Annotated in this window: 18 protein-coding genes; 1 reads left to right on the top strand and 17 read right to left on the bottom strand. The window is 64.1% G+C overall.

Annotated features, from left to right (window positions below):
* Nucleotides 1-4: 4 nt before the first annotated feature.
* From B5525_RS01750 to B5525_RS01840, 17 genes are all read right to left on the bottom strand, one after another.
* Entirely contained in the window at nt 5-1084 is a 1080-nt protein-coding gene (locus B5525_RS01750) for an ABC transporter ATP-binding protein (RefSeq protein WP_079564302.1), read from the bottom strand.
* Nucleotides 1081-2661: a glycerol-3-phosphate dehydrogenase gene (glpD, locus tag B5525_RS01755; protein WP_079564304.1), complete on the bottom strand. Its 1581-nt coding sequence runs from the start codon at nt 2659-2661 to the stop codon at nt 1081-1083. The genes B5525_RS01750 and glpD overlap by 4 nt, the downstream gene beginning before the upstream one ends.
* A gap of 252 nt (nt 2662-2913) precedes the next feature.
* Nucleotides 2914-3744, bottom strand: coding sequence for a DeoR/GlpR family DNA-binding transcription regulator (locus tag B5525_RS01760; RefSeq protein ID WP_079572792.1), 831 nt, complete (start codon nt 3742-3744; stop codon nt 2914-2916).
* Between the two features lie 392 nt (nt 3745-4136).
* A complete protein-coding gene (locus B5525_RS01765; RefSeq protein ID WP_079564306.1) occupies nt 4137-4316 on the bottom strand; it encodes a hypothetical protein in 180 nt (59 codons plus the stop codon).
* Nucleotides 4317-5114: 798 nt separating this feature from the next.
* Entirely contained in the window at nt 5115-5360 is a 246-nt protein-coding gene (locus tag B5525_RS01775) for a hypothetical protein (RefSeq protein WP_079564310.1), read from the bottom strand.
* Nucleotides 5361-5558: 198 nt separating this feature from the next.
* The gene (locus B5525_RS01780) at nt 5559-5765 is read right to left on the bottom strand and encodes a hypothetical protein (RefSeq protein WP_079572794.1); all 207 of its coding nucleotides are present in this window, start codon (nt 5763-5765) and stop codon (nt 5559-5561) included.
* Between the two features lie 193 nt (nt 5766-5958).
* A complete protein-coding gene (locus B5525_RS01785) occupies nt 5959-6393 on the bottom strand; it encodes an acyl-CoA thioesterase (protein ID WP_079564311.1) in 435 nt (144 codons plus the stop codon).
* Nucleotides 6394-6425: 32 nt separating this feature from the next.
* The gene (locus tag B5525_RS01790; RefSeq protein WP_079564313.1) at nt 6426-8522 is read right to left on the bottom strand and encodes a 3-hydroxyacyl-CoA dehydrogenase NAD-binding domain-containing protein; all 2097 of its coding nucleotides are present in this window, start codon (nt 8520-8522) and stop codon (nt 6426-6428) included.
* 2 nt (nt 8523-8524) lie between these two features.
* Entirely contained in the window at nt 8525-9808 is a 1284-nt protein-coding gene (locus B5525_RS01795) for an acetyl-CoA C-acetyltransferase (RefSeq protein WP_079564314.1), read from the bottom strand.
* Nucleotides 9808-12084 (bottom strand): acyl-CoA dehydrogenase, encoded by a 2277-nt coding sequence (locus tag B5525_RS01800; RefSeq protein WP_079564316.1) that lies wholly within the window; start codon nt 12082-12084, stop codon nt 9808-9810. The genes B5525_RS01795 and B5525_RS01800 overlap by 1 nt, the downstream gene beginning before the upstream one ends.
* Nucleotides 12085-12576: 492 nt before the next feature.
* Entirely contained in the window at nt 12577-13209 is a 633-nt protein-coding gene (locus B5525_RS01810; protein ID WP_244567799.1) for a flavin reductase family protein, read from the bottom strand.
* Nucleotides 13210-13385: 176 nt separating this feature from the next.
* Nucleotides 13386-14000, bottom strand: a complete 615-nt coding sequence (locus B5525_RS01815; RefSeq protein ID WP_079564321.1) for a TetR/AcrR family transcriptional regulator — start codon at nt 13998-14000, stop codon at nt 13386-13388.
* Nucleotides 14001-14047: 47 nt separating this feature from the next.
* Nucleotides 14048-17188, bottom strand: a complete 3141-nt coding sequence (locus tag B5525_RS01820; RefSeq protein WP_079564323.1) for an efflux RND transporter permease subunit — start codon at nt 17186-17188, stop codon at nt 14048-14050.
* Nucleotides 17189-17213: 25 nt separating this feature from the next.
* Nucleotides 17214-18320, bottom strand: a complete 1107-nt coding sequence (locus B5525_RS01825; RefSeq protein WP_079564325.1) for an efflux RND transporter periplasmic adaptor subunit — start codon at nt 18318-18320, stop codon at nt 17214-17216.
* 272 nt (nt 18321-18592) lie between these two features.
* The gene (locus B5525_RS01830) at nt 18593-19225 is read right to left on the bottom strand and encodes a glutathione S-transferase family protein (RefSeq protein WP_079564326.1); all 633 of its coding nucleotides are present in this window, start codon (nt 19223-19225) and stop codon (nt 18593-18595) included.
* Between the two features lie 23 nt (nt 19226-19248).
* Nucleotides 19249-19995 carry an SDR family oxidoreductase gene (locus tag B5525_RS01835; protein WP_079564328.1) on the bottom strand — a complete coding sequence of 249 codons (747 nt, stop codon included), beginning with the start codon at nt 19993-19995 and terminating at the stop codon, nt 19249-19251.
* A gap of 44 nt (nt 19996-20039) precedes the next feature.
* Complete coding sequence (locus B5525_RS01840) at nt 20040-20786, bottom strand: SDR family NAD(P)-dependent oxidoreductase (RefSeq protein ID WP_079564330.1); 747 nt, start codon at nt 20784-20786, stop codon at nt 20040-20042.
* Between the two features lie 170 nt (nt 20787-20956).
* On the opposite strand from B5525_RS01840, the gene B5525_RS01845 reads away from it, so the two are divergent.
* Nucleotides 20957-21865, top strand: a complete 909-nt coding sequence (locus B5525_RS01845) for a LysR family transcriptional regulator (protein ID WP_079564331.1) — start codon at nt 20957-20959, stop codon at nt 21863-21865.
* Nucleotides 21866-21868: the final 3 nt, after the last annotated feature.

Raw genomic sequence — 21868 nt, forward strand, 5'->3', positions numbered from 1 at the left:
CCCCTCACATCGCGCCCGGCGAGGCGACCAGACGGCCGGCCGCGTCGAACACGAACACATTGTCCGGATCGAGTGCTGCATCGAGCACGTGGCCGGGCGGAAACTCGTGCACGCCGTGCAGCACCGCGACCCAGTTGGAGGCGTCACGGCTGAGATGCACGAAGCTTTCGGAACCGGTGATTTCCGTCACCGTCACCGTGGCGTGGAAGGCGTGGCGGCCGGCCGCGCCATGGGCGACCTCCAGCTGGTGGGCGCGGAAGCCGACCCGGTAGGAACCGTCGCCGAGGCCGGCATAAAGTCCCGACGCGGGCGCCTGCACGCCGCCGGCATATTGCACCGAGCCGTTCTTCTTCTGGATCCCGACGATGTTGAGCGGCGGATCGGAAAACACCTGGGCGACCCGCAGCGTGTCGGGATGGCGGTAGACCTTCGAGGTGTCGCCGGCCTGCAGCACCTCGCCTTCCCACATGCAGACGGTGCGGCCGCCAAGCAGCAGCGCCTCGGACGGCTCGGTGGTGGCGTAGACGAAGATCGCGCCGGAGGCCTCGAAGATGCGCGGCAGCTCGGTGCGCAACTCCTCGCGCAGCTTGTAGTCGAGATTGGCGAGCGGCTCGTCGAGCAGCACCAGATCTGCGCCCTTCACCAGCGCGCGCGCAATCGCGGTGCGCTGCTGCTGGCCGCCGGACAATTGCAGCGGCGTACGCTTGAGATACGGCTCCAGTCTCAAGAGACTTGCGGCTTCCTGGACGCGCTTGTCGATCTCGGCGCGCGGCTTGCCCTGCACCCGCAAGGGCGAGGCGATGTTCTCATAGACCGTCAGCGAGGGGTAATTGATGAACTGCTGGTAGACCATCGCCACCGAGCGCTTCCGCACGTCGAAGCCGGTGACGTCCTTGCCGTCGACCAGCACGCGGCCGGAAGTCGGCTTGTCGAGGCCGGCGAGCAGCCGCATGATCGAGGTCTTGCCCGACAGTGTCGGGCCGAGCAGCACACTCAGCGTGCCGCGCTCGAGCGTCAGCGAGACATCGCGAATGGCGGGAATGCCATCGATCGACCGCGTCACATGTTCCAGCGTAACGCTCACGTCCGCGCTCCTGCTTCGCGCAAGGGATTGGCCAGGGAGGCACGATGGGCTGATATCCAGTCGTCGAGGGCCGCGATCTCGGCAGGCGACATCCGCAATCCAAGCTTGGATCGCCGCCATACGATATCCTCGGCGGTCAACGCCCACTCCGACGCCATCAGGTACCTGACTTCGCGCTCCGTCAAGGTGGCGCCGAAGGATTGGCCGAGATCGGCCGGAGATTTTGCCGTGCCGAGCCATTTCGCGGCGCGGGTGCCATAGGCGTGCGCCAGCCGGTTGGCATGGGCGGCGTTGAGGAACGGATAATGGCGCACCAGTTCCGCCGTCAGCGCCGGGATCGCCGAGACGTCGATGTCGCCGCCGGGCAGCGCCGCCTTCGCGGTCCAGCCTTGGCGCGCCTTGAAGTCCTCGCGGGGCGTGAAGTCCTCGCGGGGCGTGGCGCTGCGCAAATAAGGCGAGAGCCGTTCCAGCGCCTCTTCGGCGAGGCGGCGGTAGGTGGTGATCTTGCCGCCATAGATCGACAGCAGCGGCGCGCCGCCGGGCGTGTCGAGCTCGAACACGTAATCGCGGGTGGCGGCCTTGGCTTCGCTGGCGCCGTCGTCATAGAGCGGACGCACGCCGGAATAGGTCCAGACCACGTCCTCGGGTTTGACCGGCTTTGCCAGATATTCGCTGACGGAATCGCAGAGGTATTTGATCTCCTCGTCCGAAGCCTTCACCTTCGAGGGGTCGCCCTCGTAGTCGCGGTCGGTGGTGCCGATGAGCGTAAAGTCGTCCTGATAGGGGATCGCAAACACGATCCGGCCGTCGGAGTTCTGGAACATGTAGGCGCGGTCATGGGCGTAGAGCTTGCGCACCACGATGTGCGAGCCCTGCACCAGCCGCACTTTTGCCCGCGCGTTGACCCCGGCGCCCGACGCCAGCACCTGTTCGACCCAGGGACCGCCGGCATTGACCAGCGCGCGCGCCTGGATGGTCGAACGCTCGCGGCTCAGCATATTTTCGACCGTGACGCGCCAGATGCCGTCGGCCTGGCGAATTTCCACCGCGCGCGAGCGGGTGCGGATGTCGGCGCCGCGGTCGGCCGCGTCCCGCGCGGTGAGGATGACGAGCCGGGCGTCATCGACGAAACAGTCGGAATATTCGAAACCGCGGGTGAAGCGGTTGGGGACCAGCGGCTTTCCGACCTCGTCGCTTGTGAGATCGACCGAGCGGGTCGGCGGCAGCAGCTTGCGGCCGCCGATATGGTCGTAGAGGAAGAGGCCGAGCCGCAGCAGCCAGGCCGGGCGCAGGCCGGCATGGTGCGGCAGCACGAATCGCAGGGGCCGGATGATGTGGGGCGCGATCTGCCAGAGGATTTCGCGCTCGATCAGCGCCTCGCGCACCAAACGAAATTCGTAATATTCGAGATAACGCAGCCCGCCATGCACGAGCTTGGTCGACCAGGACGACGTCCCGCTCGCCAAGTCGTTCATTTCACACAGAAAAACGGAGTTCCCGCGGCCGGCCGCGTCGCGCGCGATACCGCAGCCGTTAACGCCGCCTCCAATGATTGCGAGGTCGAAAATTCGATCCAAAGACGCTTCCCCGGCGTTCGCCTATTCACTTTGGCGATTTGGCTTTCGATTTGGAATAAATCACAACCAAATGCGAAAGCAAGTGAAAAGGGGGAACTGGGGGTTCGATGCTGTCATCGTCCGCCAACGGGTCGGCCGAATGGCCGCCCGATGACAGGCTCAGGCGGACGATCCAGCACTTCGCGGCTTCTCGATTCCATCGCTAGCGGCGGTGATTACTGGATGCCCGTCTTCGCGGGCACGACGAGGACTCTACCGCAGCCGCGTGACCGTCGACGGCAGCTCGGGTCCGGCTTCATCGATGTCCGCTGACGCCTTCGGCATCGCCTCGATCACCTCGATGCCGCGGGTGTGGCAGATATTGGCGAGGCCGGCCGGAAGGGCGGCGTCCGTGACAAAGGTCTGGATCTGGCTGATATGGGCGATGCGGACCGGGGCGCTGCGGCGCAGTTTCGTGCTGTCGGCGACCAGCATCACCTTGCGCGCGTTGGCGATGATGGCCTGCGCCGCCTGCACCTCGCGGTAGTCGAAATCCAGCAGCGCCCCTTCCTCATCGATCGCGGAGGCACCGATGATGGCGTAATCGACCTTGAACTGGCCGATCAGGCTGATGGCGGTCGAGCCGATCACCGCACCGTCGGCCCGGCGCACCGCGCCGCCGGCCACGATCACCTCGATGCGCGGGTGCCGGTACAGCAGCATCGCGACATTGAGGTTGTTGGTGATGACGAGCAGGTCCTCATGCGATGTCAGAGCGCTGGCGACCTCTTCCGTCGTGGTGCCGATGTTGATGAACAGCGAGCAGCCGTTCGGGATCAGCTCCGCCGCGGCCGTCCCGATCGCCTTTTTCTCCTCGGCGGCGACGAAGCGGCGCGCCTCATAGGCGAGGTTCTCGACGCCGGAGGCGATGATGGCGCCGCCATGGATGCGGGTGAGAGAGCGGTGATCGCAGAGGTCGTTGAGATCCTTGCGGATGGTCTGCGCCGAGACCTCGAAACGCTTGGCGAGATCGTCCACCATCACCCGGCCGAAGGCGCGGGCGATGTTGAGGATTTCGGATTGGCGATGGGTCAGTCCGGTCACGGCGGCACCTCGGGCAAGGACGCGTCTATGGTGCGGCGGTTCGGCCATCCGGTCAACGTGCCAGAATCGGCCGCCATGGCGGTGCGGCGTCGAAAGGTGAATCCTGGTTAAATCTGCGCGCTCATCGCGGCGCCGCCGGTGCAGGGAAAGGCCGAGCGGCAGGCCTACGGCCTCTCCCGCCCGCTTGCGTGCCCAGCGCAGCCAAATGTCGTTCGCCCGGTCAAAGGTCAGGACCGGAGGGTCGCCGATCTCGGGATTCCCCGATGCGCAATTGCGCGTCTGAGGTCTGGTGCTGGAGCACCACCCCGGAATGACAGAATCCCGATTACATCGTCTTGCGCATCCACTCCTTGAGCTAAGGCGGACAACTCGCTCCTCGCAAGTGAAGCCGTCTACGCCGCCAGCAGCCTGTCGAAATCAGCCGGCTCCAGGGTCTTTCCCTCACTATCGGTGACGACGACCTGCCATCCTTCGCTTGCCCAGACACGTGCCTTGGCAATCGCGATCAGCACGCTCATCCGTTCGCAGCTAACTTTCTCGTTCTCTCTTATCGCGACGATCTGATAGGCCAACTTGCATACTCCCCGATACGAAACGCTTCCCCGGCAGTTAGGCCTGCCGTTTTGACTGCAATTCGCCGGCAAAGTGACGATTTGGCGGCGTACCCCGGCAAAAGCACGGCGCCGGTCGCGCGTCGCGCTTCATTTATCAGGAACCGGGCGAAATTTTCGGTTAACTGCAAATATCAACACAATTCACAGCGTAGTGGCCGTTCGGTTGCAGACACATCGATCAGCTCTGCGTTAGGTTCCAGTGTGACATGAGATTCTCGACATCGGGTCGTCCCGGATCTCATGCAGTGCAATGGGAATGACATGACACACCCTTCGCTTCTCAATCCCTTCAACGCGCACCAGCACCAGGAGCCCGCGAAAAGCTTCAGCCGCCGGGCGGCGCCGGCCCCGCGCGCCACACCCGTCTGCTCCAGCTGTCAATCGGACGACATCATCGGCCACGCCACCGTGCAGTGGAGCAACGAATCCCAGGAATGGGAATTGGCCAGTACCTTCGCCCAACCGGCACACTGCAATCACTGCAATGGCCGGTGCGAGATCAAGTGGCTCCCGACCAATTAAAGCCGCAGAGTCGATTGCTGGATCCCGGCGACCAGCTATTATTTACATGAAAACAACTCGCAATCGAGGCGATAGCTGCTCGCTCTCGCTCGAGCAAAAGGACTTGCTCTAAGCTGGAGACATTCTAAATTCAAAATTTGTCGGACGATGTCCGCGAGCCGGCAGACGCGCAAAAAAGACTTTGTCTACGGACCCTGACAGCACGCGGACGGGAGGCTCTTTTCGCTTCGGCCTTTACGTTCGCTCTGACGCGGCACCAGTCGCGGCACGCCATGACGAGAAGGCGCATTGCGCCACCAGCTTGAATTCGCCACTGGCGAGACGAATCGCCGCGCGCTCGGCTTCCCGTGCATTGCGAAACAGCTGGCCCTCCAGCCGATTGAACCGATGGGTGGCGGCAAAGAACCGATAGCCGTCCGGATCGCGCACGACGATTCCCGCCGGCTGCGAAGAGACTTCGATGATGTAGGTATCCGACATTTTTTCGAGCGTCCTTGTTCCTCAGTCCGCGCCGATAACGGGGAATGCGGATAAAGGTTCCCGCACGGATGCCGGCCTGTCAGGCCCTCAACATGCGCTCCCGAAATAATCAGAAATAATAAGGCGCCAGGGTTCAACAGCCGCCGCGACGGACGATACCGATTCGCGTGAAGCAGACGCGTCGAAAGAAATCAAACTTTAGAATTCGAAACTGTCATTGCCTGTTCGCGCCAGGACGTGCAGGTCCGCCAACGTGCCGCGGACCGCCTTGCATCGGCCGCATTCGATCTCGGTGTCTTCGGGCGCATTCACGAGGTCCGTGATCTTGATCGACAGGCTGCCGCACTCGCAGCACACCACCTTGAAGCCCGACTGATCTGCGGTGTTTCGCTGCGCGATGTTCATAGTGCCGACGCCCCGTTTGGCTTTCGACAATAAAGGTCAGGCTCTAAAATTCGGACCGCAGCGTCTATCGGAATTGAATGGTCGCGTTAAGGGATCTTAAACCGATCGGGCGACCTGCGTGCGAACGCGGATGGCTGGGACGGAAGCGACGTCGTCCCCCGGACGGCTATGCCCTGCCAAGACGACACGACTTTCAGGTGATGATCAGCGGCTCCTGGCGCTGAACCGCCTGCGGGTGGCCCTGGTCGTCGATCGAGACGTAGGTAAAATTGCCGTCGGTCACCAGGATCGCGCACAATTCCTTGCGGCGAAGCACCCAGGCTTCTAGATGCACGGTGACCGAGGTTCTGCCGACCTTGACCAGATTGGCGTGCACGGAAACGAGATCGCCGACATAGACGGGCTTGCGGAAATTCATGGCTTCGATCGCCACCGTGACGGTGCGTGATTTTGCAATCTTGGACGCGAAGATTCCGCCGCCGATATCCATCTGGCTGAGCAGCCAGCCGCCGAAGATATCGCCGTTCGCATTGGTATCGGCGGGCATCGCCAGCGTGCGGATGCAAAGATCGCCCTGCGGCTCCTCCCCGGTATTGAGCGGAGCGCGAACGGCTTGGGTATCGGTCATATCTGTGGTCCCGGCTGTCGAATCAAAAACGGCTATTTGAAACTATCCCAGCCGGCATCCGGCGTGAACCGGCCGCCGAATTTCACAGCGAGCGCGCGCAGCGCCTCAACCACATTCTCCGCTCCCCGTGTGCGTGCGTAATTCAGGGGGCCACCGCGGAACGGCGCGTAGCCGGTGCCGAAGATCATGGCGCCGTCGACGGTGTCGGCATTGTCGACAATGCCTTCGCGCAAACAGGCGACGCAGACGTTCGACATCGGCAGGATCAGCCGGTCGATCATTTCCGGCGTCGGCCGCACCGCGGAAGGCGAAGCAGCCGCCTTGTCGGCCTTGCCCTCCTTCCAGACATAAAACCCCTTGCCCGTTTTGCGCCCGAGTTCGCCCCTTGCCACCTTCTCGCGCAGCCAGGCCGGCGTCGGCGGGAGAGAGTCGCCGAATTTCGAACGCAGCATGTCGCCGACGTCGAGGCAGATATCGAGGCCGACCTGGTCGGCGAGTTCGATCGGCCCCATCGGCATGCCGAATTGTTCCGCGGCCGCATCGATCTCAAGCTTGTCGATCTTCTCGTCCAGCATCACCATCGCCTCCAGCATATAGGGCGTCAGCGCGCGGTTGACGAGGAAGCCCGGCGAACTCCTGACCGGGAGCGGCAGCCGGTCGATGGCGCCGACAAAGGCCAGCGCTTGCTTCAGCAGGTCGGGATCGCTGCCGTCATGGCTGACGACCTCGACCAGTTGCAGCCGCGACACCGGATTGAAGAAATGCAGCCCGAGCAGCCGCTCCGGCTTTTGCAAGCTGGTGCGCAGATCCTGCAGCGGAATGCTAGAGGTGTTGGTGGCCAGGATCGCGCCCGGCTTCATCTTCGGCTCCAGCGAGCCATAGACCTTTTGCTTCAGCTCGAGCTTTTCCGGGACGGCCTCGATGATGAGATCGGCGTTGCGGACGCCCTCGCCGTCCATATCGGGCACCAGGCGATCCAGCGCGTCGCGCACATCGGTGCGCTTGCGCATGATCTTGCCGAACAAATCCGAAGCCCGCTTCATTGCCCCCGCAATCGGCTCTAGCTTCATGTCGGCCAGCGTCACCCGCATGCCCTGGTTGGCGCACCAGGCCGCGATGTCGCCGCCCATCGCGCCGGCGCCGATGACATGGACATGCCCGACCTTGTTGCCGCTGCCGGCGAGTTTCTTCATCTGCTCGCGCAGGAAAAACACCCGGATCAGGTTCTGCGCCGTCCGCGTGACCATCAGATCGGCGAAGGAGGTCTTTTCGGCAGCCAGCATCGCCGCCTTGTCGCCGCCGTGCTTTTCCCAGAGATCGATCAGGGCAAAAGGTGCGGGATAGTGCTCGTGGGGCGCTGCCTTTTCCGCTTCACGACGCATCCGCGAGGCGAGGAAGCCGCGCACCGGCGTAAAGTTCAGGACCGCGTTGACAAGACCCGGCCGGCTGCGTTTCAAATGGCCGAACAGCGCGTCCTTCACGGCATTGCGGACATGGCGCTCCTGCGCCACGCCGTCGACCAGCCCGAGCGACTTGGCCCGCCGCGCGTCGATGGTCTTGCCGGTCAGCATCAAGGTCATCGCCTGCAGCGGATTGACCAGGCGCGTGAAACGCGCGGTGCCGCCCAGGCCCGGATGCAGGCCGAGCATCACTTCCGGAAAACCAAAGCGGGCGCCATCGACGGCAATCCGCGACTGGCAGGCTAGTGCTACTTCGAGGCCGCCGCCGAGGCAGAAGCCGTGGATCACGGCGACGCTCGGCACCTTTAGACCCTCGAGGCGGTCGATCACCGCGCGAGCGCGGCCGATCGCGGTCTCGACGGCGCGGGGATCGGTCGCGCCGCGGAATTCATTGATGTCGGCGCCGGCGACGAAGCCGGATTTCTTGGCGGAGCGGATGACAAGGCCCGCGGGGCGCTGGCTTTCCAGCGCCGCAAGCACCTGGTCGAGTTCCTCGATGACGTCGGCCGACAGCGTGTTGGCGCTGGCGTTGGCGCGGTCGAACAATAGCCACGCGATGCCGTCGGCGTCGCGCGTCAGCTTGAAATTCCGGTACGGGCCGCCTTCCTCGGGCGTCGGCCCGAGCTCCAGCACGCGGTCGCCGAGAACGTTCATGATGCGTGAGTCCATGGTCACACCGTCTCGATCAGCATCGCGCCGCCCTGCCCGCCGCCGATGCATTCGGTGGCGATGCCGCGCTTGGTACCCAGCCGCTTCATGGCGTTGACCAGATGCAGCACGATGCGGTTACCGCTGCACCCGACGGGATGGCCGAGGCTGATGGCGCCGCCGTCGACATTGAGCTTCGCCGGATCGATCGGCCCGGCAGCCCCGTCGAGGCCCAAAATCTCGCGGCAGAATTTGTCGTCGTTCCAGGCGGCGAGGCATCCCAGCACTTGCGTCGCAAACGCCTCGTTCAATTCCCAGGTCTCGATGTCGCCGACCGACAATTGGTTGCGCTTTAAAAGCTCGGTGGCCGACAGCACCGGACCGAGGCCCATGATGGAGGGATCGAGCGCCGACCACTGGCTGTCGACGATCACGGCTTTCGGCACCAGGCCGTGCTTCTTGACCGCTTCTTCCGACGCCAGGATGGTCCAGCAGGCGCCGTCGGTGATCTGCGAGGAATTGCCGGCGGTGACCTGGCCCCAGGGCCGCTCGAACACCGGCTTCAGCCGTGCCAGCGTCTCCGGCGTCGAGTCCGGCCGCACGCCGTCGTCGTGATCGTAGAAATTGCCGTCGCGGTCGAAGGCGGTTTCGACCTCGCCCTTGAGGAAACCTTGGGCCTGCGCATGGGCGAGCCGCTTGTGGCTTTCGGCCGCATAGGCATCCGACTGTGCACGCGTGATGCCGAAGAGATGACCGACCACCTCGGCGGTCTGGCCCATATTGAGTTCGGTGATGGGATCGGTCAGCCCGCGCTCCAGCCCGATGATGGGCTTGAAGTAGGCCGGCCGCGCCTTCGCCAGTGCAGCCAGCCTGGCGAGGATGCCCTTGGCGCCGGCGAGCCCCGCAAACCAGCGCACACCGGCTTGCGGCCACACCAGGGGCGCGTAGCTCAGGGCCTCGGCGCCGCCGGCCAGGATCAGGTCGGAGACGCCCTCCCGGATGTAGCGGTAGCCGGTGTCGATCGACTGCATGCCGGAGCCGCAATTGATCTGCACGGTGAACGCGACCATTGCTTCGCCCATGCCGAGCCTTAAGGCGGCGACCCGCGCGGGGTTCATCTCGTCGGCGATGACGTTGACGCAGCCGAGGATGACCTGATCGAAGGCGGTGGGCGCGAAAGATTGCCGTGCCAGCAGTGGCCGGCCGCATTGCACGGCAAGATCGACCGGGGTGAACGGGCCCGGACCGGAGCGCGCTTTGAGGAACGGCGTCCGACTGCCGTCGATAATAAAAACCGGTCGCGCCATCAGCTTGCCGCCCTTTGCTCACCGAGCTCCTGAAAGAACTGATGCACATCGGCCGGCTTCGTGTAAATCGGCGACAGTGCTTCCGGCGCGAAGTCGTCAACCTCGATCACTTTCGCAACCGCTTCACGCGCGGCCGCAAGCTGGTCGGCCTCTGCTTGGGTGATGACGCCCTTCTTAACGGCTTCCTTCAAGTCGTGGATGCGGGCGGCGCGCAATCGCTTGGCGATATCCTCGGCGGCGGTGACCAGAAGAAACGCCTTTTCCAGCCGCGCCACGCCGCCATCGTCGTCGACATGCGACAGATCCGGCGTCAGCCGGTCGCGCGCGGCCGACGGCTCCAGCACCAGCTGGGCGCATTGATGGATCACGCGATCGGAAGGCCCGAGGACGCGGGCGCCCAATGGCTGCACCACGAATTTGAGCACAGAAGCGACGAAGCGGTTAGGCAGGTTGGCCAGGATTTCAGCAAAACGGTTCTCGATGGTCTTGAAGCCGCTCGCCATGCACCATTCCAGCGCGGCGAAATCCGCCGGCTGGCGCCCTTCGTCCTCCCAGCGTTTCAGCGCGCCGGACAGCAGATAGAGTTCAGACAAGATATCGCCGAAGCGAGCCGACAACATCTCTTTGCGTTTCAGGGCGCCGCCAAGCGTCAGCAGCGCCATGTCGGCGCACAGCGCAAAGGCCGAAGAGTAGCGCGAGAGCTGTCGGTAGAATCCAGTCGCATCTCCTGCATCGGGCGCCGACGCAAAGGCGCCTCCGGTCCAATTGCGGCCCCAGGCGCGGAACAGCGTGGTGATGCTGTGGCCGATATGTTTCCAGAACACCTTGTCGAATGCGTCCAATCCCTTGGCGCGGTCTTCCTCACCCAATGCGTTCATCTCATCCAAAAGAAAAGGATGCGCGCGGATCGCACCCTGCCCGAATACGATCAGGTTGCGGGTCAGGATATTGGCGCCCTCGACGGTGATGCCGACCGGCACCGAGCGATACAGACTGCCCATGTAGTTCTGCGGACCGTCGATCACAGCCTTGCCGCCATGGACGTCCATGGCGTCGTCGATCGCGATCCGCATCCGCTCGGTCGCCTGCAGCTTCATGATACCGGAAATGACAGCGGGATGGTGGCCCTGGTTGAGCGCCGCACAGGTCAGCCGCCGCGCCGCGTCGAGCAGATAGGCGGTCGCCGCGATCCGGGCCAGCGGCTCCTCGATGCCCTCGAACTTGCCAATCGGCACGTTGAACTGCTCGCGGATCCGGGCGTAGGCGCCGGTGGTGCGCGCGGCAAAGGCCGCACCCGCGGCCGACAGCGACGGCAGCGAGATGCCGCGGCCGGCGGCCAGCGCCGTCATCAGCATCTTCCAGCCCTGGCCGAGGCGCGCCTCACCGCCGATGATGTAATCCATGGGGATGAAGACATCGCGGCCCCAATTCGGGCCGTTCTGGAACACCTGCATCGACGGCAGATGCCTGCGGCCGATCTCGACGCCCGCAAGATGCGTCGGGATGAGCGCCACGGTGATGCCGAGCTCATCTTGTGAACCCACGAGATGATCGGGGTCGTAGGCCTTGAAAGCCAAGCCCAAAAGCGTCGCCACGGGCCCGAGCGTGATGTAGCGCTTGTACCAGTTCAGCCGCAGCCCGAGCATTTCGCGGCCTTCGAAGGTGCCCTTGCAGATGATGCCGCTGTCGATCATCGAGGCGGCGTCGGAGCCTGCTTCCGGGCTGGTCAGGCCAAAACAGGGAATCTCGCGGCCATCGGCGAGCCGCGGCAGCCATTGCTGCTGCTGCTCCCTGGTTCCGAAGCGCATCAGGAGTTCGCCGGGGCCGAGCGAGTTCGGCACCATCACGGTGACGGCGGCGGTCACCGAACGCGTCGAAATCTTGCGCACCACTTCCGAATGCGCATAGGGCGAGAAGCCGAGTCCGCCAAATTCCTTCGGTATGATCATGCCGAAGAATTTCTTGGCCTTGATGAAGGACCACACCTCCGGCGGCAGGTTGCGCCATTCCCAATTGATCTTCCAGTCGTCGAGCATGCCGCAGAGCTCGTCGACCGGACCAGCGAGGAAGGCCTGCTCCTCCGGCGTCAGCGTCGCGGGCGCCGTGGCGAGGAGCTTCGACCAGTCCGGATTGCCCGTAAAGAGATCGGCGTCCCACCAGACGTCGCCGGCCTCCAGCGCCTCGCGCTCGGTGTCCGACATCGCCGGCAGCACGCCATGCGCCCAGGAGAAGATCGGCCTGGTGATGATATCGCGGCGAAAGGAGAAGGAGCTCATGGCGATGTCCTCATGGTCGGGAGTGCGGCGCGCTCGGGCAGCCCGCTTATGCCAAAAGACAGCTCAATCTAGCGGAAAGCGTGGGAATTCGGTGAACACTTCGCACTGCCAATAAAGCGAAATTGATCCAATGCGCGGGCAAGCGTTAACGACAGAATGCCGTTTCAGTTCCGAAAACGCGGCCCCTTACCGGCAGGGGAATCGCATATGGAATTTTTCGATTCTTTTCCCGTCCAAAGAGGCCGAATTGGATTCGAAAATTTCCTAGCGAAGGCCCCTGCGATTCTAAAGTTGCGCAGACTGGGCTTTGGAAAGTCATATGCGATAGCCCTGCCCTTACCGGGGAGAGGTCGGATCGCCCTTGCGATCCGGGCGAGGGGGACTCTCCACGAGTCCAGCTTGCCGAGAGAGCCCCTCACCCCAACCCTCTAAGAGCGAGCTTCGCTCGTCTCGACCCCGCCAAGAGCGGGGCGAGGGAGAAGAGCAGCGCGCTCAATCCGGCCGCACCATCTCGAACATCGCCTCGGGGCGAATTTCAAAGTAGTCGCCGCGTCTGCCGGCGCGCACGATGGGACGGGCCAGCGCGGTCTGGTAGACGCCGTCCTTGATCATGGCCTTGTCGATGTGGACGGCGACGACCTCGCCGAGGGTGAGCCAGGCCTGCGCCTTCTTGCCGTCGGCGCCCTGCAGCTGGATGATCTGGGTCAGCTTGCATTCGAACGAAACCGGGCTTTCGCCGACCCGGGGCACGTTGACGAGTTTGCCCGGCACCGCGGTCAATCCAGCGATCTTGAACTCGCTGACCTCGTGGTCGACGTGTGCGGCGGTCGCGTTCATCTGCTTCGCCAGATCCATGGTCGCGAGATTCCAGACGAATTCGCCGGTCTCCTGGATATTGGCGACGCTGTCCTTCCAGGAGGTCGAGGAAAAGCCGATGATCGGCGGCGTATAGCAAAAGCCGTTGAAGAAACTGTAGGGTGCCAGATTGATATTGCCCCTGGCATCGCGCGACGAAATCCAGCCGATCGGCCTTGGGGCAATGACGGCGTTGAACGGATCGTGCTTGAGGCCGTGGCCGTTCTTCGGCTCGTAGAAATGCAGGTCTTTCGGGGTCGATGCGTCCACGTCGTATTCCTTGTTGCTGTGCAGGTCATTGCGAGGGGCAATCGTAGCCCGGATGGAGCGAAGCGCAATCCGGGACTGTCGCGCAATCGCTCGAGTTATCCCGGATACACGGAGCCTGTCATCGGGCGGCGCTTCGCGCCGACCCGTTGGCTCCATCCGAGCTACGCAGCATCGGATTATTTCCCGGCCGTCTTGCTCCGCGCGGTCAGTCCGGCGAGGACAAAATCGACCATCTGGTCCAGCGACGGGCCTGGCTTGCTGGCGGCTTGCGCGATCATCTGCGGATGGAAAAACCGCATCATCGCGGTGCAGGTGCACATCGCCGCCAGCGGCACATCCGGGGCGTCGAACTCGCCGGAGGCCGCGCCCTCGGCGATGACCTGGGCGATGGTCTCGGTCAGCCGCTGCATGTGGGCGACGCAGACCTCCCAGCTCTCCTCCATCGCGATCTCGACCATCTCATGCAGCTTGGAATCGCCGATATAGCGTTCGCAGTTCATGCGATGGATGGTGGTGATGAGTTCGCGCAGGCGGGCGGCCGCGGGTCCCGGCTTGGCCGCGATCGCCTGGGCGGCGTCCTCGACCCCGCCCATCAGGGTGCGCGCGACACCCTCGTGGATCGCCTTTTTCGAATCGAAAAAGCGATAGACGTTCGCCGGGCTCATCCGCAGCACCTTGGCGATGTCGGCGACGGTGGTCTTCTGATAGCCGATTTCGCGAAACAGGCGTTCCGCCACCACGAGAATCCGCTCCCTCGTGTCGTGTTCGATATGTTCGGAAACCAGCGTCATGTCGGTACTCAGTTCCGTGCGCACGATTGAGTGCGCACAATCTTCAATTATTCCGCTGCCTCGGCAAGCGGAATTGCGGGTTCGGCCCCGGCCTGATGTTGCGGCGCAAGAGCAATGTGTTCGCTCTTGCCGCTTTCTTCAAGACTGTTGCGGAACCAGAGGGCGTAGAGGCCCGGCAGGTACAGCAGGGTCAGGAAGGTTGCAACAAACAAGCCGCCCATGATGGTGATCGCCATCGGGCCCCAGAACGCCGAGCGCGACAGCGGGATCATCGCCAGGATCGCGGCCAGCGCGGTGAGCACCACCGGACGAGCGCGCCGGACGGTGGCTTCCACGATGGCCTCCTTGCGGCTGAGGCCGTGGGAGACGTCGGTTTCGATCTGGTCGACCAAGATCACCGCGTTGCGCATGATCATGCCGGCCAGCGCGATCAGCCCGAGCAGCGCCACGAAGCCGAACGGCTGGTGAGCGACGTTCAGGCCCAGCGACGCCCCGACGATGCCGAGCGGCGCCGTCAGGAATACCAGCAGCAGGCGCGAAAAACTCTGCAGCTGGATCATCAGCAGCGTCAGCATGACGACGACCATCAGCGGAAACAGCACGAAGATCGAGGCGTTGCCCTTGGCGGATTCCTCGAACGCGCCGCCCGCTTCGATCCGGTAGGCCGGCTCGAGGCTGTCGCGGATTTCCTGCAAGCGCGGCCAGATCTGGTTGGTCACGTCGGGCGCCTGCACGCCGTCGACGACGTCGCCGCGCACGGTGATCGCCATGTCGCGGTTGCGCCGCCACATGATCGGCTCCTCGTGGTCATACTCGATCTTGGCGATCTGCAAGAGCGGCACCGCAACGCCGTTGCGCGAGGTGATGGTGAGGTCGCCGACATGGGCGAGATCGAGCCGTTCGGACGGCACCGCGCGCGCGACCACGCCGACCTTCTCGATGCCGTCGCGAATCGTGGTCACCGGCGCGCCCGAGATCAGCATGCTCAGCGCCTGCGAGACGTCCTGCGGGGTGAGGCCGAGCGCGCGGGCACGGTCCTGGTCGACGACGAGCTTGAGATATGGCGACTGCTCGTTCCAGTCGAGTTGCGGATCCTTGACCTTGTCGTTCTGCCGGACCACGTCGCGCACCTTGTAGGCGATGTCGCGGACCACGGCGGGATCGGGGCCGATCACGCGGAACTGGACGGGAAAGCCAACCGGCGGGCCGAAATTGAAGCGGTCTACCCGCACGCGGGCTTCGGTCAGCGCGCCGTCGTCGACGGCCTTCTCGATCCGCGCCTTGATCCGCTCGCGCGCCTCGACGTCCCTGGCGACCACGACGATCTCGGCGAAAGCCTCGTTCGGCAGCTGCGGGCTGAGGCCCAGCCAGAAGCGCGGCGAGCCCTGCCCGACATAGGCCGTGTAGGTCGCGATGTCCTCGTCGCCCTTCAGCAGCTCTTCCGCCTTCTTCACCGACTTTTCGGTGACCCCGAACGCGGTGCCCTCGGGCAGGCGCAGCTGCACGAACAGCTCCGGCCGTTCCGACAGCGGGAAGAACTGCTGCTGGACGTGACCGAAACCCACGATCGAGAGCGCGAACACGCCCACCGTCGCCAGCACCACCTTGACGCGGTGCTCGACGCACCAGGCGATCATGCTGCGGAGAATCCGGTAGACGCGGGTTTCATACACCGCGTGCGGATCGTGATTGTGGTGGACGGTGATGTTCGGCAGCAGCTTGACGCCGATATAGGGCGTGAAGATCACCGCGACGAACCAGGACGCCACCAGCGCGATCGCCACGATCCAGAAGATGCCGCCGGCATATTCGCCGACCGCGGAATTGGCAAAACCGATCGGCAGGAAGCCCGCAGCGGTCACCAGCGTTCCCGTCAGCATGGGGAACGCGGTGGATTCCCAGGCAAAGGACGCAGCGCGGACGCGGTCCCAGCCCTGCTCCATCTTCACCACCATCATCTCGACCGCGATGATGGCGTCGTCGACCAATAGCCCGAGCGCGATGATCAGCGCGCCCAGCGTGATACGATGCAGATCGATCGACATCGCATTCATGATGATGAACACGATCGCCAGCACCAGCGGCACCGACAGCGCCACCACGATCCCGGTGCGCCAGCCCAAGGCGACGAAGGAGACGAACAGCACGATCGCCAGGGCTTCGACGAAGGAATGCACGAACTCGCTGACGGCGCGCTCGACCACGGCAGGCTGATCGGCGATCAGTTCGACATTGATGCCCTGCGGCACCGCCTTCATGAAGTCGGCGGTAGCACCGGCGACGTCCTTGCCGAGTTCCAGGATGTTGGCGCCCTTGGCGGTAACCACGCCAATGCCGAGCGCGGGCTTGCCTTCCTGACGCACCACAAAACTCGGCGGGTCGGCATAGCCGTGGGTGACGGTGGCGATATCGCCCAGGCGGAACACCCGGCCGTTGCTCTCGACCGGAGTTTCGGCGACGGCCTTGACGCCGTCGAGCGCGCCGGTGACGCGCAGCGGCACGCGCTGCGAGGAGGTCTCGACCGTGCCGGCGGGCACGACGTTGTTCTGCTTGGCGAGCGAATCGAACAGCGCCTGCGGGGTGATCCCGAGCGTCGCCAGCTTGGCGTGGGAGAATTCGACGTAGATCTTCTCGTCCTGGGTGCCGTAGAGATCGACCTTAGTCACGCCAGGCACTTTCAACAACCGCTGGCGCATGCCTTCGGCCGCCTTTTTCAGCTGCGCGTAGTCAGCGCCGTCGCTGGTCATCATATAGAGAATGGAATCGACGTCGGAGAATTCGTCGTTGACGACGGGACCGAGCAGATTGGCCGGCAATTGCGGTTGCACGTCGGCGAGCTTCTTGCGCAACAGATAGAACAGGTACGGCACGTCCTTCGGCGGCGTCGAATCCTTGAAGGTGACCTGCATCGCCGTGAACGCCGGCTTCGAATAGGTCTGCACCTTTTCGAAATAGGGAAGTTCCTGCAATTTCTTCTCGATGGGGTCGGCGACCTGCGTCTGCATTTCGGCCGCGGTAGCACCCGGCCAGATCGCCGAGACGTTCACCACCTTGACGGTGAAGAACGGATCTTCGGCGCGGCCGAGCCGCTCATAGGAGAAGAAGCCGGCGGCGCCGAGGGCTATGACGAGAAACAGGATCAGTGCGGGATGGCTGACCGCCCATGCCGAAAGATTGAAATGCTTCATCGCGCCCTCCTCGAATTAACCGGGATTAAAACGACAGTGACGAGACGACCCGGACCTTCTGGGCCGGATCGAGCTTCTGCACGCCGAGCGCCACCACCTTGGCGCTCTCGTCGACGCCGCCGGATATGACGACGTCGTTACTCTCATAGGATTTGACGGTGACGGCTTTAAGCGAGATCTCGCCCTTGTCGTCGACGACATAGAACGAGGGATCGCGGCCTTCGCTGAACAGCGCCGACAGCGGCAGTCGCGCCACCCGCATGGTCGCGGGGTCGGCCAGGGTCAGCGTCGCGGTCATGCCGAGCGAGACGCTGTCGCCGGCATCGGGCAGAGAAAATTTCGCCAGATAGGTGCGGGTCGCAGGATCCGCATTGGGTGCGATTTCGCGCAGTTTTGCCGCGTATTTCTTGTTGGGCTCGGACCACAAGGACACGCTGGCGACGCCCTCCTTGGCGCGATTCAGCAAGGTCTCGGGGATGGCGACGACGGCTTCCTTTTCCGCAAAGCGTGCGACGCGAATGGCGGTCTGCCCCGCCGACACGACCTGGCCGGGGTCGATCAAGGTCGCGGTGACGACACCGCGGCTGTCGGCGGTGATTGTTGCGTAAGACAGCGAGTTGTTGGTGAGTTCGACCGAGCGCTGGGCGCGGTTGAGCCGCGCGCGCGCTTCGTCGGCGGTGGCCCTGGCCTGATCCATCTGCGCGTCGGTGGCCCAACCCTTGGCGCGCAATTCCCTGGCGCGGGTTTCGGCGGCGGACGCCTGCGCCTGCACGCCGGTGGCGGCGCGCAATTCGGCCTCGGCCTGCTCGGCCTGCAGCTTCAGATCGACCTCGTCGAGGGTGGCGAGCGGCTGGCCGACATCGACGGTCTGCCCGACTTCGACCAGGCGCTTTGCGACCTTGCCGGGGACCCGGAAGCCCATGTCGGTCTCGATCCGGGGCTTGATGGTGCCGACGAAACTGCGCTCCGGCGATTCGGCCTCGTAATGCACCGTGGCGACCAAAACCGGGCGCGACGGGGTGGCCTTTTCGGCGACCTTGTCGTTGCAGCCGGCCAGCGACACCGCCAGCAGCGCCAGCGACGCACCCACTAATAGCCTGGAATAGCTCGACAAAATGGAACGGACGATCATGACGGCTTCCCTCGGTGAACGTGTGAGGAAGTGTCGATTGTTTAATGACGAATGTCAATATTCGTCAGTGATCATGATTTCGTGAAACGCTTGGCTGGTTGAGGAGTCGCGAATTTGCCGGGGTAGCGCGCCATGCCTGATCGCTTCGTCCGCCTACCGATGGAGGAAAAGCCGTGCAGCCCCGCCGGTCGCCAGGCCACCATTCGTCCATCAACAAAGGGCGGCGGTTTGCGCCGCCGCCCTTCTGCCCTGTCTGGCCGGATGCCTCGCCCTTATGCCGCCATGCTGGGGCGCGCCGAGACGTCATCGTACCAGCGCCTCAACGCTGTCAGTTCCTCGGGCATTGCAAGCCCAACTGCCCTGGTCGCGAAATCGACTGTGACGATGGCGGTGATATCGGCGACCGAGAATTCATCGCCGGCGATGAAGGAGACCTCGGCGAGCCGGGCATTGAAGTCGGCGTAGAAATTCCCGACGCGCGCCTTGCTGCGTTCGACCAGCGCCGGAATCTGCTCGTAATCATGCGGTCCGGCGATCGCCCGGCCCTTGAGACCGGGAACGGCGTTGCGGACCGCCTCCATCGCCGAGGCAAATCCCTCCTGCTCGACCCGCCGCTCCCACATCGTGACCAGCGCCTTGGCCTTTGCAGTGCTCCCAAGCAGCGGCGGCGCGGGATGGATTTCCTCGAGATAGCGCAGGATGGCCGGCACCTCGCCGATCGCGGTGCCGTCGTCCAGCAGCAGGGTAGGAACCACGCGGCGCGGATTGATCTCGGCATAAGGCTCGGAAAACTGTTCCTTCGCCGCGAGATCGACCGGCACGATCGGCATCGAAATCCCCTTCTCGGCCAGGTAGATTCGCACCCGGCGGGAGTTCGGCGACGAGTTTGCCTGATAGAGTTTCATTGTAAGTCTCCCCTCACCCGCATTCAGATCTTGGAGCCGCCGCCGGCCTGAAGGGTGTCGCCGGTCACCCAGCGCGCCGCGTCGGATGCCAGAAACGCAATGACATCGGCGATATCGTCGGGGTGGCCGATGCGCTGCAGCGCCTGGATCGAGAGCGTGTAGTCGCGGCCCTCATCGGATCGCACGAAGCTCGACATGTCGGTATCGATCACGCCCGGCGCGACCGCGTTGACGCGAATGCCGCGCGGCCCCAACAGCGCGGCGAAATGTTTCACCAGCGTATCGATCGCACCCTTGGTGGCGGCATAGGCCGGCAACAGGCCCACCGACGCGCGCGCCGCCAGCGACGACAGCAGCACGATGCTGGATCCTTCGCCCAGCAGCGGCAGCAATTGCTGCACCAGGAAGAACGGCGCGCGGACGTTGACGGCGAACATGCGGTCGAACTCCGCCACCGTCTGGTCCTCGATGCTGGCTGGTGTCGCGACGCCGGCATTGGCGACGAGGATATCGAGCCGCTCGCCGACGAGTTTTTTGACTTCCGCGGCCAGCTTGTGGGCGCCGTCGGGAGCGCCGAGATCGGCGCCGACCGCATCGGCTTTGCCGCCGGCGGCACGGATTTCGGCAACCAGAGATTCGGCTTCCTTGGCGGCGCTGCCGTAGTGAACGATGACGCGGGCGCCGGCCGCGGCGAGCGCTCGGGCGGCGGCGCGGCCGATGCCGCGCGAGGCGCCGGTAACCAAAGCGGTTCTGCTGATGAGGTCACTCATGGTGGTTCTCCGTAGGGTTTGTTCGAGTTGTCCGATTGGGCTGATTACGCGGCGGTCTTGCCGCCATTGACGTTGATGATCTGGCCGGTGATGAACGAGGCCTTGGCCGAGCTTGCGAACACGATCGCATCCGCAATCTCTTCGGGCTTGCCGGTGCGTTTCAGCGGCACGCCGGCCACGAGCCCGGCCTTCCGTTCCGAACTGCCGGTGAAGCGATCCAGCATCGCGGTCTCGATCGGGCCGGGCGCCACCGCGTTGACGCGCACGCCGAACGCGGCCGCTTCGAGCGCCGCCGACTTTGTCAGTCCTTCGACCGCGTGTTTGCTGGCGGTGTAGAGCGAGGCGCCGGGCGCGCCGCGCTGGCCCATGGTCGACGACAGATTGACGATGCTGCCGCTTCCCTGCGCCTGCATCACCCGCAGTTCGTGCTTCATGCTCAGGAGCACGCCGAGCACGTTGGTATCGAAGGTCGAAGCATAGCTTTCCGCGGTCTGCTCGGTGACCGGGCCGGGCTTGCCTTCGGTGCCGGCATTGTTGACGGCGACATCGAGGCGGCCGAACCGGGCGACGGTCTCGTCGATGAGATGGCGGACGTCGTCCTCGTGGCGGACGTCGGCACGAATGAACTCGGCTTCCGCGCCACGCGCGCGAAGCTCCGCGGCCAGCGCTGCGCCGGCGTCATCGCGGCGGCCGGAAACGACGACCTTGGCGCCTTCCGCTGCGAAGGCGAGCGCGGTGGCGCGGCCGATGCCAGTCAGGGCGCCTGTGATCAGAACGACGGGCTGGCTCATCTGAGTTCTCCTTCAATTCGGCGTGATATGCCTGCTAGGTCTTTTGGCGGACTTGGGCCCAACTCGGCTGCTAGCGCCTTATTGCCCGCCGTTGCCGGTGATGTAGATCGCGCTGGCGTCCGGGAGAAAGACTTTGTAGGGTCAAAGCCATACTTTTGAGGAATAGCTTGATGGAGCTTCGACATCTCCGCTACTTCGTCGCCGTGGCCGAGGAAGGCAGCCTGACAGTGGCCGCGCAAAAGCGGCTGCACACGGCGCAGCCGTCGCTGAGCCGGCAGATCCACGATCTAGAGCTCGAGGTCGGCGTTGCCCTGTTGAACCGCGGACCGCGCGGGGTCGAGCTAACGCCATCGGGAAGGGTGTTTCTCGACCACGCCCGCACGGCGCTGCTGCAGGTCGAGGCGGCAGGCGAGGCAGCGCGCCGCGCCGCGCAGCCGGCGCGAACGTCATTCGCGATCGGCTTTCTGACCGGCTACGAGATGGATTGGCTTCCGGCGGTGATGGACATCCTGCGGTCCGCACTGCCCTCGACCGAGATCGTCATCCACAGCCAGGATTCGCCGGATCTAGCCGCCGGTCTCATGCGCGGGAAAATTGATTTGGCCTTTCTGCGCCCGGAAAAATCGGCGCCGGGGCTGATCTTCAAGCCATTACGAAGGGATCCGCTGATCGTGCTGATGCCGCGAGACCACGCGTTAGCGGCGCGCGGCTCGATTCGGCCGCAGGATATCGCCGAGGAAAAATTCATCGGCGTCTCCGCGACGCGCGCACCGACGCTCAAGGCCGCGATCGACGACTACGCCAAACGTGCCCGCATCCGTCTGAAGCCCGAGCATCAGGCCGAAAATATCGCGATGGCGATTTCGATGGTGGCATCGACGCGCGGCATCGCCCTGATTCCGCTCTACGTGCAAAAACTGCTGCCGAACACGGTCACAAGCCGCCCGATCCAGGGAGCTTCGCCGACCGTCGAGCTCGTCATCGGCTATAACGAGGCGAACAATTCGCCGCTGCTGAAATTCCTGCTGTCCAAAGTGGACGAGCTGAAGTTCCGGGTGATGAAGAACGACGGGCGCTGAACA

The sequence above is a fragment of the Bradyrhizobium erythrophlei genome (assembly GCF_900129505.1).
Classification (GTDB): domain Bacteria; phylum Pseudomonadota; class Alphaproteobacteria; order Rhizobiales; family Xanthobacteraceae; genus Bradyrhizobium; species Bradyrhizobium erythrophlei_D.